The organism is Methyloversatilis sp. (assembly GCF_965284615.1).
Lineage (GTDB): Bacteria > Pseudomonadota > Gammaproteobacteria > Burkholderiales > Rhodocyclaceae > Methyloversatilis.
On record NZ_OZ260098.1, the window covers coordinates 2,831,538 to 2,845,485 of the forward strand.

Consider the following 13,948-nt stretch of genomic DNA (forward strand, 5'->3'; position numbering starts at 1 on the left):
TGAATTCGAATTTTGATCGTGTCCCGCACCATCAGGCGAAGGCGGATTCGAGGAATCCGTGCTTCTTCGTGACGGCGTCGAGGTCGCGCAGCTGGGTCAGCAGCGCTTCCATCATCGGCAGCGGCCAGGCATTGGGGCCGTCCGACATCGCCTTCTCGGGATTCGGGTGGGTTTCCATGAACAGGCCGGCGATACCCACGGCTACGGCGGCGCGCGCCAGCACCGGCACGAACTCGCGCTGCCCCCCCGAAGTGCTGCCCTGCCCGCCCGGCAGCTGCACCGAATGCGTCGCGTCGAACACGACCGGGCAGTCGGTGTTGCGCATGATGGCCAGCGAACGCATGTCGGACACGAGGTTGTTGTAGCCGAAGGAGGCGCCGCGCTCGCACACCATGATGGTGTCGGCGCCGCCATTCGCTTCCTTCGCCTTGTTGACCACGTTCTTCATGTCCCCCGGCGCCATGAACTGGCCCTTCTTGATGTTCACCGGCTTGCCGGTGGCGGCGCAGGCGTGGATGAAGTCGGTCTGGCGGCACAGGAAGGCCGGCGTCTGCAGCACATCGACGTACTGCGCGACGATGGGCGCTTCTTCCGCGGTGTGCACGTCGGTCAGCACCGGCACGTTCAGCTCGCGCTTCACGTCAGCCAGGATTTCCAGTCCCTTTTGCATGCCCGGGCCGCGATAGCTCTTGCCCGAGCTGCGGTTGGCCTTGTCGAAGGACGACTTGTAGATGAAGGGAATACCCAGACGGGCGGTGATTTCCTTCAGCTTGCCGGCGGTATCGAAAGCCATTTCGCGCGACTCGATCACGCAGGGGCCGGCAATGAGGAAGAAGGGCTTGTCGAGGCCGACGTCGAATCCGCACAGTTTCATGGCGATCTCCTTAGCCCGTCACCTTGCGCACGGACCGCTTGACCGCACCGCGAGCGTCCTGGCGGGCGATGGCCGCGCGGGCGAAGGCGGAAAACAGCGGGTGGCCGGCGCGCGGCGTCGAGGTGAATTCGGGGTGGAACTGGCAGGCGACGAACCACGGGTGGTCCGGCAGCTCGATCATTTCGCACAGCGGATCGGTCGCGTCCTGCGAACGACCGGACACGCGCAGGCCCACCTTTTCGAGCTGGGCGAGGTACTGGTTATTGACCTCGTAGCGGTGACGGTGGCGCTCGACGATGGTGGCCGCGCCGTAGATATCGCGCGCCAGGCTGCCCTCGGCGAGGTTGCAGTTCTGGCCGCCCAGACGCATCGTGCCGCCGATGTCCGACGACTCGTCGCGACGCTCGAGCTTGCCTTCAGCGCTCATCCACTCGGTAATCAGGCCGATCACCGGGTGCGGCGCGTTGCGCTCGAATTCGGTGCTGTGCGCACCGGTCAGGCCGGCCACATTGCGGGCGTACTCGACCACTGCCAGCTGCATGCCCAGGCAGATGCCCAGGTAAGGCACGCCGTTCTCGCGCGCATAGCGGATGGCGGCGATCTTGCCCTCGACGCCGCGGCGACCAAAACCGCCGGGCACCAGGATGGCGTCCATCGGGTCGAGCAGCGCGCGGCCGCCATCGCTGGCGCGCTCGATCGCTTCCGAGTCTATGTAATGGATGTTGATGCGCGAGCGGGTGTGGATGCCGGCATGCACCAGCGCTTCCGACAGCGACTTGTAGGACTCGGTCAGGTCGACATACTTGCCGACGAAGGCGATGTCCACGTCGCGCTCCGGATGCTCCAGCGCGTCGATCAGGCGCGTCCACGCGCTCAGGTCGGCAGCGCGGGCCAGGATGTTCAGCTTGTGACAGACGATCTCGTCCAGCATCTGGTTGTGCAGCATGGCCGGGATCTTGTAGATGCTGTCGGCGTCGGTGACCGAAATAACGGCTTCCGGCAGCACATTGGTGAACAGCGCGATCTTGCGCCGCTCGTCGTCCGGCACCACGCGGTCCGAGCGGCACAGCAGGATGTCCGGCTGGATGCCGATCTCGCGCAGTTCCTTGACCGAGTGCTGGGTCGGCTTGGTCTTCAGTTCGCCGGCGGTGGCGATGTAGGGCACCAGCGTCAGGTGCATGAAGCAGGTGTTGCCGCGGCCCTCTTCGATACCCATCTGGCGGATCGCTTCGAGGAAGGGCAGCGACTCGATGTCGCCCACCGTACCGCCGACCTCGACGATGGCCACGTCGGCGCCTTCGGCGCCGCGCTTCACATAGGCCTTGATCTCGTCGGTGATGTGCGGGATGACCTGCACCGTCTTGCCCAGATACTCGCCGCGGCGCTCCTTCTTGATCACCGACTCGTAGATCTGGCCGGTGGTGAAGTTGTTGCGCTTGCCCATCTTGGCGCTGGTGAAGCGCTCGTAATGGCCGAGATCGAGATCGGTTTCCGCCCCGTCTTCGGTGACGAAGACCTCACCGTGCTGAAACGGGCTCATCGTGCCCGGATCGACGTTGATGTAGGGGTCGAGCTTGAGGTGGGTGACACGGATGGAGCGCGATTCGAGAATCGCGCCCAGCGAGGCGGCTGCAATGCCCTTGCCGAGCGAGGACACCACGCCACCGGTGACGAATACGTACTTGGTCATGTATTGCGCTGCAGCGGGAAATGCGCAGTTTACCGGAAAAGCGGCGGCCCTTGAACACCGCGGCGCGCTGACCAGGGCAGTTGCCGGCGACGCGGCGCCCTCTTTTCCGCCCTTCCCGCTTCCCTTGCAACGCTCAGCGATGCATCAATCCGCTTCGTCTATCCAGGCGAGCTGGATGGCTTCCAGAATCTTTTCGCCGCAGCGGCTCTGTTCGTCGTCGAAGCCGGGCAGCGCCATCACCCACTCCATCAGGTCGGTGAAGCGCACGTACTGCGGATCGACATCGGGCCGGGCCTCGGACAGCGCAATCGCGATCTCGCGTGAATCGGTCCATTTCATCGCTGTTACCTCTTCCCTTCGCTGACCATGTTGATGGTGTATTTCGGAATCTCGACCACCAGCGGCGTGCCGGCCACCGCGGCCTGACAGGACAGGCGCGAGTTCGGCTCCAGGCCCCAGGCCTTGTCGAGCAGATCCTCCTCCAGTTCCTCGGCCGCTTCGAGGCTGTTGAAGCCCTCGCGCACGATGACGTGACAGGTGGTGCAGGCGCAGGACTTCTCGCAGGCGTGCTCGATCTCGACGCCGTTGGCGAGCAGTGCGTCGCAGATGGTGGTGCCGGGGGCGGCTTCGATCACTGCGCCTTCGGGGCACAGTTCGACATGGGGCAGTACGACGATCTGGGTCATGCGGGTCTCGGAACTCGGTTTCTTACAGTGATTCGACGCTGCGACCGGCCAGCGCGCGCTGGATGCTGCGGTTCATGCGGCGGGCGGCAAACTCGTCGGTGCTGCGGCCGAGCGCGTCGATCGCCTTCTTGATGGCGGAGGTGTCTTCGCCCGCAGCGGCGCTCGCCAGATCGACCAGCACCGCGTCGATCGCGGCGCGTTCGGCTGGATCGAGCAGATCGCCGTCGGCTGCCAGCGCAGCGCGCGTCGCCTCGCCCAGACGCTGCGCCTCGACACGCTGTTCGGCCAGAGCACGCGCACTCATGTCTTCCTGCGCGTGCTCGAAGCCCTCGCGCAGCATGCGCGTGACTTCGTCATCGCCCAGGCCATAGCTCGGCTTGACCTCGATGCGCGCCTCGATCCCAGTGCCCATCTCGCGCGCAGAGACGCTGAGCAGCCCGTCGGCATCGACCTGGAAACTGACGCGGATACGCGCCGCACCGGCCACCATGGGCGGAATGCCGCGCAGTTCGAAGCGGGCCAGCGAACGGCAGTCGGACACGCGCTCGCGTTCGCCCTGTACGACGTGGATGGCCATCGCCGTCTGGCCGTCCTTGAAGGTGGTGAACTCCTGCGCGCGCGCGGTCGGAATCGTCGAGTTGCGCGGAATGATCTTCTCGACCAGCCCGCCCATCGTCTCCAGCCCGAGCGACAGCGGAATCACGTCAAGCAGCAGCCAGTCCTCGTCGGCGCTGCGGTTGCCCGCGAGCACATTGGCCTGGATGGCGGCACCGATGGCGACCACCTTGTCCGGGTCGAGATTGGTCAGCGGCTCCTGACCGAAGAACTCACCGACCGCGCGCTGCACGTGCGGCATGCGGGTGGCGCCGCCGACCATCACGACGCCCTTGACCTCTTCCGGCGACAGGCCCGCGTCGCGCAAGGCTTTGCGGGTCGGTGCCAGCGTCTTCTCGACCAGCTTCTTCGTCATGTCGGCGAAGGCGTCGCGCGTCAGCGTGACGTCGATCTCATCGCCTCCCGACAGTTTGAGACCGATATGCACGGAGTCCTGCGCGCTGAGCACTTCCTTGGCACGACGCGCTTCCATGTACAGCGTGCGCATGTCCTCCAGCCCCGGCGGGCCGATGCGCGAAGCTTCGATCAGCCAGCAATAAACGCGATGGTCGAAATCGTCACCGCCGAGCGCGGCGTCGCCGCTGGTCGCCAGCACTTCGAACACGCCGCGCGACAGCTTCAGGATCGATATGTCGAAGGTGCCGCCACCGAGGTCATAAACCGCATAGATGCCCTCGGAAGCGTTATCGAGCCCGTAGGCGATGGCGGCCGCGGTCGGTTCGTTCAGCAGGCGCAGCACTTCAAGACCGGCCACGCGGGCGGCATCCTTGGTCGCCTGGCGCTGGGCGTCGTCGAAATAGGCGGGCACGGTGATGACGGCGCCCGTCAGCGGACCGCCCAGACTGGCTTCGGCACGCTCGCGCAGCGTACGCAGGATGTCGGCCGATACCTCGACCGGGCTTTTCGCGCCCTGCGCGGTACGCAGGCGCACCATGCCCGGCGCGTCCTCGAACACATAGGGCATGGATTCGACGTGCGCGACGTCGGCCAGACCGCGCCCCATGAAGCGCTTGACCGAAGCGATGGTGTTGCGCGGGTCCTGCGCCTGCGCCGCCTGCGCGGCATGACCAACGACGGTGCGACCGTCGGCAAAATAGCGCACGACCGACGGCAGCAGCGCGCGGCCCTTGTCGTCGTTCAGCACCACCGGCACGCTGTTACGCACGGTGGCGACCAGTGAATTCGTGGTGCCCAGGTCTATGCCCACAGCCAGCCGGTGCTGGTGCGGCGCGGTGGATTCGCCGGGTTCGGCGATCTGCAACAGGGCCATCAGTTTTCCAGTGTTTCGTGTGCCTCGGCGATGTCCTCGCCGAGCTTCGCGATGAACATCATGCGACGCACGGTGGCGGCCGCCGCAGCCTTGTCGTGGTCAACATCTAGCTGGCGGGCCAGCAGCGTTTCGGCATCGCGGCGCGCCTGACGGAGGTTGCGCGCCAGTGCGTCCAGCGCATCGACGTCGCGCGCGTCGCGCGCCTCGTCCAGCGCCTCGCGCCATTCCATCTGCTGCATCAGGAAGTCGGCCGGCATGGCCGTATTGTTCTCGGCACCGACGTCGATGCCTTCCAGCTCGAGCAGGTAGCGCGCCCGCGACAGCGACGATCGCAGCAGCCGGTAACCTTCGTTAATGCGCGTGGCCCACTGCATCGACAGCCGGCGCTCCTGTTCCGCACGGTGCGCGTGGCGGTCAGGGTGCGCCGCCGACTGCAGCTCGTGGTAACGCGACTCGAGCGCGCGTTCGTCGATCTCGAAGCGGCGCTGCAGACCGAACAGCGCGAAGTGGTCGCGGCTGAACAGGTCGGCTTCGGGCAGCAGGCCGGCGGACTCAGACATTGAAGCTTTCGCCGCAGCCGCACTCGTCCTTGACGTTGGGGTTGTTGAACTTGAACCCCTCGTTCAGGCCTTCGCGCACGAAGTCCAGTTCGGTCCCTTCGAGGTAGGGCAGGCTTTTCGGGTCGATCAGCACCTTGACGCCATGGCTCTCGAACACCAGATCGTCCGCCGCGAGATCGTCCGCGAATTCAAGCTTGTAAGCCATACCGGAACACCCGCTGGTGCGCACGCCCAGGCGCAGGCCGACGCCGCGACCGCGCTTGGCGATGTAGTTGGCGACGTGTTTCGCCGCCTTTTCGCTCAGTGTGACACCCATGTCGTGCTCCTTCAGGCTGCGTCGGACTCCGGCGCCACTGCGCCGTGCTTCTTGCGGTAATCCTCGACCGCCGCCTTGATCGCGTCTTCGGCGAGGATGGAGCAGTGGATCTTCACCGGCGGCAGCGCCAGTTCCTCGGCGATGGCGGTGTTCTTGATCTCCATCGCCTGGTCGAGCGTCTTGCCCTTGACCCATTCGGTCACCAGCGAACTCGACGCGATGGCCGAGCCGCAGCCGTAGGTCTTGAACTTGGCGTCCTCGATGATGCCGTCCGCACCGACCTTGATCTGCAGCTTCATCACGTCGCCGCAGGCCGGCGCACCGACCATGCCGGTGCCGACGTCGTCGTCTTCCTTGCCGAAAGAGCCGACGTTGCGGGGGTTCTCGTAGTGGTCGAGCAGTTTGTCGCTATAGGCCATGTCTTTCTCCTTGTCTTCCTGTCTGTCCCCGATGCGCCCGATGGCGCATCGTCAGTGGTCTGTGCTCAGTGATGAGCCCACTGCACGGTATTCAGATCCACGCCGTCCTGCACCATTTCCCACAGCGGCGACAGCTCGCGCAGCTTGCCGATCTTGCGGTGGAGCAGATCGATGGTGAAGTTGACTTCCTCTTCGGTGGTGAAGCGGCCGATCGAGAAGCGGATCGAGCTGTGCGCCAGTTCGTCTTCGCGACCGAGGGCGCGCAGCACATAGGACGGCTCCAGGCTGGCAGAGGTACAGGCCGAGCCGGAGGACACCGCCACTTCCTTGATCGCCATGATCAGCGACTCGCCCTCGACGTAGGCGAAGCTGATGTTCAGGTTGTGCGGCACGCGCGCTTCCAGGTCGCCGTTCACATAGGTCGCCTCGATGTCCTGCAGGCCCTTGAGCAGACGGTCGCGCAGCATGCGCACGCGCTCGTTCTCGGCGCCCATTTCCTCGCGCGCGATGCGGAAGGCTTCGCCCATGCCGACGATCTGGTGCGTCGCCAGCGTGCCCGAACGCAGGCCGCGTTCGTGACCACCGCCGTGCATCTGCGCTTCAAGACGGATGCGCGGCTTGCGGCGCACGTACAGCGCACCGATGCCCTTCGGGCCGTAGGTCTTGTGTGCCGAGAAGCTCATCAGATCGACCTTCAGCTTGTCGAGGTCGATCGCCACCTTGCCGGTCGCCTGTGCGGCGTTGACGTGGAAGATGATGCCCTTCTCGCGACAGATTTCGCCGATCTCGGCGATCGGCTGAATGACGCCAATCTCGTTGTTCACGAACATGATGGACACTAGCACCGTGTCCGGACGAAGCGCTGCGCGGAACACGTCGAGATCGACCAGACCATTGTCCTGCGGATCGAGATAGGTCGCCTCGAAGCCTTCGCGCTCCAGTTCGCGGAACGTGTCGAGCACCGCCTTGTGTTCGGTGCGCATCGTGATGATGTGCTTGCCCTTGCCCGAGTAGAAATGAGCCGCGCCCTTGATGGCGAGGTTGTTCGACTCGGTCGCGCCCGAAGTCCAGACGATCTCCTTGGGGTCGGCATTAACCAGCTTGGCCACCTGCTCGCGCGCTTCCTCGACCGCCGCTTCCGCCTCCCAGCCGTAGGCGTGGCTGCGCGAGGCCGGGTTGCCGAAGTGTTCAGTCAGCCAGGGAATCATCTTGGCCGCCACGCGCGGATCCACCGGCGTGGTTGCCGAGTAGTCGAGGTAGATCGGGAATTTCAGCATGTCATCGGCTCCATCAGGTCCTTGTTTACTTCATCACGCCGCAGCCATCGCCCGCAGACCACGGAGCTCGTCCGCGACCCGCGTCAGCGCGCTGCAAAAATCATCCACGTCCTGCATCGTCGTCGCCGCACCGACGCTCACCCGCACCGCGCCGCGTGCCAGGTCCGCCTCAACGCCCATCGCCGTCAGCGTGCGCGACGGTTCGGGTGAGGCGCTGGAACAGGCCGCCCCGCTGGCCACCGCAAAACCGGCGCGGTCGAGCTTGCCGACCAGGGTTTCGCCATCGATGCCAGTCAGCGCGAAATAGCACGTGTTGGGCAAGCGTTTCGCCTGCGCACCGAACACGACGCCACCGAGCGCCGCCACGCAGCTTTCGATGCGCGCACGCTGCGCCTGCATCGCGTCGCGCCGGACGCCAAGCGCGGCAACCGCCTGTTCGCAGGCCACGCCGAAACCGACGATGGCCGCAATGTTCTCGGTTCCCGAGCGCAGACCGCGCTCATGGCCACCTCCGGCAATCAGCGGTTCGATATCGACCCGCTTGTCCAGCACCAGCGCACCGGCCCCCTGCGGGCCACCGATCTTGTGCGCCGACAGCGTCATCGCCGCCACGCCCAGTGCGCGGAAATCCAGTTCCACCTTGCCGAGCGCCTGTACGGCGTCGCTGTGCAGCCAGGCACCACTGCGCTTGGCCGCGGCCGCGAAGGCAGGAATGTCCTGGAGCACGCCAGTTTCGTTGTTCGCCGCCATCACCGACACCAGCGCCGCACGCGGGTCGAGCGTATCGACCAGTACCCTGCCCTGCGTGTCGGCAGCGATGCCGGCCAGCTCCCAGCCACTGCGCACGAGCTGGCGCGCCGGTTCGCGCACGCACGGATGCTCGATCGCCGACACCGCAATCACGCCTGGCTTCATCCGGGCGGCCGCGCCCTTGATGAACAGGTTGTTCGCTTCCGACCCCCCGCTGGTGAATACCACCTCGGTCGGATGCGCCTTCACGGCGGCCGCCACCTGCGCCCGTGCGTCGTCAATCGCACGGCGGGCTGCGCGGCCGTACTCGTGACGGCTCGACGCATTGCCGAAGCGCACGCCCAGCCAGGGCAGCATCGCCTCGCGCACCGGGTCGAGCAGCGGCGTGCTGGCGTTGTGGTCGAGGTAGACCGGCGCAAACATGATCAGGCCTGCACGCTCGCCGGCTCGGTCGAACAGGCACGCGGCGCGTGGTCGTGCAGCACCACCTTGTGGCTGTTGCGCTCGCGCTGCTGCACCATCAGATCGTGCAGATTGATCGAGTCGAGATAATCGAACATGTGACGACTGAGGTTGGACCACAGGTCGTGCGTCATGCAGCGGTGTTCGTCCAGACAGTTCTCCTTGCCGCCGCACTGGGTCGCGTCGAGCGGCTCATCCACCGCGATGATGATCTGCGCTACCGAAATCGTGCGCGCGTCGCGCGCCAGACAGTAGCCGCCGCCCGGGCCACGTACGCTGGCCACCAGCTCCTGGCGACGCAGCTTGCCGAACAGCTGTTCGAGATAGGACAGGCTGATGCGCTGGCGTTCGGCCACGCCGGACAGCGTGACCGGACCGTTTTCCTGCCGCAGGGCGAGGTCGAGCATCGCCGTGACTGCGAAGCGTCCTTTGGTGGTCAGTCTCATCGCGTGGGCTCCTGAAATCAGCCGGGACATCGGCGAACCGGAGAAGGCCAGTTCAATTCCCGATCATTTCAGTCAACTTTATAATTCCCGACAAGTTCAGTGAACAATTCGTACGGATCTTGTCCAGATCGACGTGCGAGTGGTCGGCCATTTCTTCCTTCGCCTCGTCGTCGAGCTGAATGCCCGCGCGCTCCAGCTTCTGCAGCAGGCACTCGATGCGGCGATCGCTTTCCAGCGCATGATCAACCAGCGCGGTGAGCGCCTTGGCCATCGGATCTTCCATGTCGCGGGTGACGCCATAGGCGGTGAAGCCTGCCTGTTCGGCACGCCGCTTCTTCTCGTCCTCGACCCCGGGTGCGGTCGCTTCGATGATGCGCGCCGGATTGCCGACCGCGGTGGCGCCAGCCGGCACCGGTTTCACCACCACCGCGCAGGAGCCGATCTTGGCGCCGTCACCGACGTCGAAACCGCCCAGCACCTGCGCACCGGCACCGATGACAACCCCCCGACCCAAGGTCGGGTGGCGTTTCGCACCGCGGTACAGCGAAGTTCCGCCGAGCGTAACCCCTTGATAGATCGTACATTCGTCACCCACCACGGCCGTCTCACCGATCACCACACCCATGCCGTGATCGATGAATACGCGTCGCCCCATGGTCGCACCCGGGTGGATTTCGATGCCGGTCAGCACGCGACCGATGTGCGACAGGAAGCGGCCGAGCCACAGAAAGCCGCGGCGCCAGCAGGCGTTGGCCATGCGATGGATGAACAGCGCGTGGATGCCCGGATAGCAGGTCAGCACTTCGAAGGCGGAGCGGGCGGCCGGGTCACGGTCGAGCACGCTGGCAACGTCTTCGCGCAGGCGTTGGAACATCGTCTTTCCTTGTGGGAAGCGCCGGCAGCGCTGCCGGACGGTTGAAACCCGAGAATTTTAGTCGGTTTTTGTGCACCTGCGAAGTTCGCTACCGCTCGGGCGCACGCGGTTTCTTGCCGCCGATGGCCTTGAGCGCGCCCATCAGCAGGTGCAATTCCTCGGCTTCAACCTGAGCCCGGCCAAACAGGCGACGCAGGCGTGGCAGGGCACGGCCCGGGTTCACCCGGTCGAGGAAACCGGATTCCAGCATCAGCTGCTCGAACAGCGCGTACAGGCTTTCCAGCCCCTCGTGCGGCGCAAGCGCCGGCGGCACTTCGGCCGGCAGCACGGCGCCACCGACCGCCATGCGCAGTTCGTGGCACATGATCTGGGCGGCGGCCGCGACATTCAGTGAACGGTAGGTTTCGCTGGTCGAAATGGTGACCGGCAGCGAGCACATCGCCACTTCCTCGTTGGTGAGGCCCGAACTTTCGGTACCGAACACCAGCGCCACCTCGGCGTCACTGCCTGCCAGCAGCGTGGCCAGTTCGGTGGCAGCCGAGCGCACGTCGCGCACCGGCAGCGCCATTTCCCGGCGACGTGCCGTCAGCGCCGCCTGCGCGACGGTACCGGCCAGCGCAGCCTCGATGCTGTTGACGACCACGGCGTTGTCGAGCACGTCGGTCGCGCCCGAACTCATCGCCACCGCGTCCTCGTGCGGGAAGTGCTTCGGATTGACCAGATAGAGGCGCGACAGCCCCATCACCTTCATCGCCCGCGCACAGGCGCCGATATTGCCCGGATGGGTGGTGTGCGACATGACCACGCGCACGCGGTCGAGAGAAGCGAACGGGTTCAAGCTGGAAACCTCCGTTGATCGGCGCTCAGTGGACCTGAGGGGCATGGTTGGCGGGGTGTACCGCAAGGCGCGAGGACACGGCAGGATGGCTCCCTGCAAGGACGCGCAACGCAGTCGGGCGCCCCGCCAGCTGTGCCCGCGACGTCGAAGCGGTCTCGGCCCATGTGCAAGGAGCAGACAAATGACAAAAGGTACGGAGAGGAAGGCCTCCGCCTCGCACGGATGCCAAGCGGTCAACTGAGGCTTTCAGGTTCATATTAGAATGCAGGGTTTTCCTGCCGAGATGCGGGCCACAAGGTCCGCGTACAGAGACATTCATGCATCCGACGCTCACCACCGCCGTCAAGGCCGCCCGCCGCGCGGGTCAGATCATCACCCGGGCCAGCCAGGATGTGGACCTGCTGAAGGTCAGCAGCAAACGCCAGAACGATTTCGTGACCGAGGTCAACCGCGCCGCCGAAGACGCCATCGTCGGCATCCTGCGCGAAGCCTATCCGGACCACGCCATTCTAGCCGAGGAGAGCGGCGAGTCCGGCCCCGAGTCGGAGTACCGCTGGATCATCGACCCGCTGGACGGCACCACCAACTTCATCCATGGCATGCCGCAGTATGCGGTGTCGATCGCGCTCGAACACCGGGGCCAGATGCAGTCGGCCGTCGTGTTCGATCCGGTGCGCAACGAGATGTTCACCGCCAGCCGTGGCCGCGGCGCCTTCCTCAACGACCGTCGCATCCGCGTGTCGCGTCGCGCCAAGCTGGGCGAGGCCTTGCTGGGCACCGGGTTCCCCTATCGCGTGTGGGACCACGTCGATGCCTATCTGGGCATGTTCAAGTCGCTGATGGAAAAGACCTCCGGCTTGCGCCGCCCGGGCGCTGCAGCGCTCGATCTGGCCTACGTCGCCTGCGGTCGCTTTGACGGCTTCTTCGAGATCGGTCTGTCGCCGTGGGACATCGCCGGCGGCAGCCTGCTGGTCAGTGAAGCCGGCGGCCTGGTTGGCAATCTGCAGGGCGAGACGGGCTATATGGAAAGCGGCAATCTGGTCGCCGCCACGCCGCGCATCTACCCGGCCATCCTGCAGGCCATCGAACCGCACCTGACCGAAGCCCTGCGCGGCTGAAAGACGGCCGGCCCGGCGGGCCGGCCGTACAGGTCCGTCAGCAGCGGAAGCGGGATACAACGCTGTTGAGGTCGCCCGCCACGCGGGTCAGTTCTTCCGTCGCCGTGGCTGTGGCGTGCATACCCTGGCTGGTCGCCTCGACCATCTGCGCCACCTGCTCGATCTGGCCAGCCAGGCTGTTGCTGGCGATACCCTGTTCGCGCGTCGAGTTGGCGACTTCGGCCACCAGTTCGCGGGCACGGGTCGCGCCCTCGGCGATCCGGCGCAGCATGTCGGCCGACTGTTCAGCCGAGTTCACGCTGTTGCGCGCCCGCTCGGAAGCCGCATCCATTGCGCTGACCGCCGCTTCGCTTTCCCCACGGATCGCACTGACCGTCTGACCGATCTGCAGCGTCGCCTGCGTCGTGCGTTCGGCCAGCTTGCGCACTTCGTCGGCCACCACCGCGAAGCCCCTGCCCTGTTCGCCAGCGCGCGCCGCCTCGATGGCGGCGTTCAGCGCCAGCAGATTGGTCTGCGCGGCAATGTCGTTGATCGCCGTCGCGATGCCGCCTACCTCGTTGGCGCGTGCGCTCAGCGACGCGATACGCTCGCTCGCCTGCACTACCGCGTTGGCCAGCGAGCGCATTTCCTCGGCCGCTTCGTGTACTTGCCGTTCGCCGGCCACCGCCATTTCCGACGACTCGACCGACTGCCTTTCGGTCTCGCCGGCGTTCTCCGAAATGTGGGTGATGCTCACCGTCAGCTCTTCCATCGCGGCGGCCATGGTCTGCGTCGAGTCGGTCTGCTGCTGCGCCGATCCGGCGACCTGGCGCGAAGTCGCGCTGATGTCGGCGGTCGCGGCGCCGACCTTCTGCGCGCCGGCGCTGATCTCCGACACGGTCGTGCGCAAGCGCGAGATCAGCGTGTCCAGTTCCGCCAGCATGCTGCCGGCCGGCGCGTGGCCAACCCCGGCCCGCAAATCGCCCTCGACCACCTTCTTCATCGCCTGGACGGCCACCGCCGGCTCACCCCCGACCTGGCGCATGACCGAGCGACCGATCGCGATCACCAGTGTCAGCACCACGCCTGCCAGCAGGACAACGATGCCCAGATTGATCGCCAGATCCTTGCGGAAGGCGGCCTCGACGTCATCGACGTACAGCCCGGTGCCGACCACCCACTGCCAGTCCGGCACCGGCGCCACGTAGGCGACCTTGCGCACGGCCTCGGTCTCGTTCGGACGCGGGAAGTGGTAATCGACGAAGCCGCCGCCGGCCTGGCCGGCCTTCACGATTTCGGCGACGAAAGGCTTGCCGAGCTTGTCCCGCTCGTCGATGAAGGGCTTGCCCTCGCGCTGCGGCTGCGTCGGATGCAGCACGTTCACGCCATCCGAGCTGTAGATATAGAAGTACTCGCGCTGCTGGAAACGCACGTTGCGCAGGGCGTCCCGCGCCTGCGCCTGTGCCTGCTCGCGCGTCAGCGTGCCGTCCTTCGCCAGCTGCTCGTAATAGCCGATCTGTGTGCGCGTCGATTCGACGAGCGCGCGCAACAGCTGCATGCGCTGCTCGTGCGCCGCGCTGCGCATCTCGAAGGCGCCGATGACACCGATCATGAGCATACCGGCCAGTGCGGCCACGCCCACCGCCAGCATCTTGCTTCGCAAAGTCCAGTTGGCGAACATGACGACTCCGTAAGTAATTGAAATCAGTCATCTATATCGGCGGGAAATATTCCCAACTTTAATTCCGCGCTGCAACATTCCTGTCGTCATCGC

15 protein-coding genes are annotated in these 13,948 nt (G+C 65.6%); 1 reads left to right on the forward strand and 14 read right to left on the reverse strand.

The genetic code is table 11. From position 1 onward, the window contains the following. Positions 1-31 precede the first annotated feature (31 nt). From kdsA to ACQ66H_RS13575, 13 genes are all read right to left on the reverse strand, one after another. Positions 32-874, reverse strand: coding sequence for a 3-deoxy-8-phosphooctulonate synthase (kdsA, locus tag ACQ66H_RS13515; RefSeq protein ID WP_430434455.1), 843 nt, complete (start codon positions 872-874; stop codon positions 32-34). Between the two features lie 10 nt (positions 875-884). Further along, positions 885-2,564: a CTP synthase gene (locus ACQ66H_RS13520; protein WP_020165116.1), complete on the reverse strand. Its 1,680-nt coding sequence runs from the start codon at positions 2,562-2,564 to the stop codon at positions 885-887. Positions 2,565-2,708: 144 nt separating this feature from the next. Next, the gene (gene iscX / locus ACQ66H_RS13525) at positions 2,709-2,903 is read right to left on the reverse strand and encodes a Fe-S cluster assembly protein IscX (RefSeq protein ID WP_425761712.1); all 195 of its coding nucleotides are present in this window, start codon (positions 2,901-2,903) and stop codon (positions 2,709-2,711) included. A 5-nt stretch (positions 2,904-2,908) separates the two neighbouring features. Then, a complete protein-coding gene (fdx, locus tag ACQ66H_RS13530; protein ID WP_430434456.1) occupies positions 2,909-3,250 on the reverse strand; it encodes an ISC system 2Fe-2S type ferredoxin in 342 nt (113 codons plus the stop codon). Positions 3,251-3,272: 22 nt separating this feature from the next. After that, positions 3,273-5,135 carry a Fe-S protein assembly chaperone HscA gene (gene hscA, locus ACQ66H_RS13535; RefSeq protein WP_430434457.1) on the reverse strand — a complete coding sequence of 621 codons (1,863 nt, stop codon included), beginning with the start codon at positions 5,133-5,135 and terminating at the stop codon, positions 3,273-3,275. Then, positions 5,135-5,695, reverse strand: coding sequence for a Fe-S protein assembly co-chaperone HscB (gene hscB, locus ACQ66H_RS13540; protein WP_430434458.1), 561 nt, complete (start codon positions 5,693-5,695; stop codon positions 5,135-5,137). Before hscB ends, hscA begins: the two co-directional genes overlap by 1 nt. Then, positions 5,688-6,011: an iron-sulfur cluster assembly protein IscA gene (gene iscA, locus ACQ66H_RS13545; protein WP_019917724.1), complete on the reverse strand. Its 324-nt coding sequence runs from the start codon at positions 6,009-6,011 to the stop codon at positions 5,688-5,690. The genes hscB and iscA overlap by 8 nt, the downstream gene beginning before the upstream one ends. Before the next feature lie 11 nt (positions 6,012-6,022). Next, the gene (iscU, locus tag ACQ66H_RS13550; protein ID WP_019917723.1) at positions 6,023-6,430 is read right to left on the reverse strand and encodes a Fe-S cluster assembly scaffold IscU; all 408 of its coding nucleotides are present in this window, start codon (positions 6,428-6,430) and stop codon (positions 6,023-6,025) included. A gap of 65 nt (positions 6,431-6,495) precedes the next feature. Further along, positions 6,496-7,707: an IscS subfamily cysteine desulfurase gene (locus ACQ66H_RS13555; RefSeq protein WP_430434459.1), complete on the reverse strand. Its 1,212-nt coding sequence runs from the start codon at positions 7,705-7,707 to the stop codon at positions 6,496-6,498. 33 nt (positions 7,708-7,740) lie between these two features. Continuing rightward, positions 7,741-8,880, reverse strand: coding sequence for a cysteine desulfurase family protein (locus ACQ66H_RS13560; protein ID WP_430434460.1), 1,140 nt, complete (start codon positions 8,878-8,880; stop codon positions 7,741-7,743). Between the two features lie 2 nt (positions 8,881-8,882). Further along, positions 8,883-9,365 carry a Fe-S cluster assembly transcriptional regulator IscR gene (gene iscR / locus ACQ66H_RS13565; RefSeq protein ID WP_304004944.1) on the reverse strand — a complete coding sequence of 161 codons (483 nt, stop codon included), beginning with the start codon at positions 9,363-9,365 and terminating at the stop codon, positions 8,883-8,885. A 52-nt stretch (positions 9,366-9,417) separates the two neighbouring features. Further along, positions 9,418-10,239 carry a serine O-acetyltransferase gene (gene cysE, locus ACQ66H_RS13570; RefSeq protein WP_430434461.1) on the reverse strand — a complete coding sequence of 274 codons (822 nt, stop codon included), beginning with the start codon at positions 10,237-10,239 and terminating at the stop codon, positions 9,418-9,420. A gap of 88 nt (positions 10,240-10,327) precedes the next feature. Beyond that, positions 10,328-11,077, reverse strand: coding sequence for an RNA methyltransferase (locus ACQ66H_RS13575; protein WP_430434462.1), 750 nt, complete (start codon positions 11,075-11,077; stop codon positions 10,328-10,330). 317 nt (positions 11,078-11,394) lie between these two features. Here ACQ66H_RS13575 and ACQ66H_RS13580 point away from each other — a divergent pair, with 317 nt between their 5' ends. After that, a complete protein-coding gene (locus ACQ66H_RS13580; protein WP_430434463.1) occupies positions 11,395-12,195 on the forward strand; it encodes an inositol monophosphatase family protein in 801 nt (266 codons plus the stop codon). Positions 12,196-12,232: 37 nt separating this feature from the next. Here ACQ66H_RS13580 and ACQ66H_RS13585 read toward each other — a convergent pair whose 3' ends face one another. Further along, the gene (locus ACQ66H_RS13585) at positions 12,233-13,855 is read right to left on the reverse strand and encodes a methyl-accepting chemotaxis protein (RefSeq protein ID WP_430434464.1); all 1,623 of its coding nucleotides are present in this window, start codon (positions 13,853-13,855) and stop codon (positions 12,233-12,235) included. Positions 13,856-13,948 lie beyond the last annotated feature (93 nt).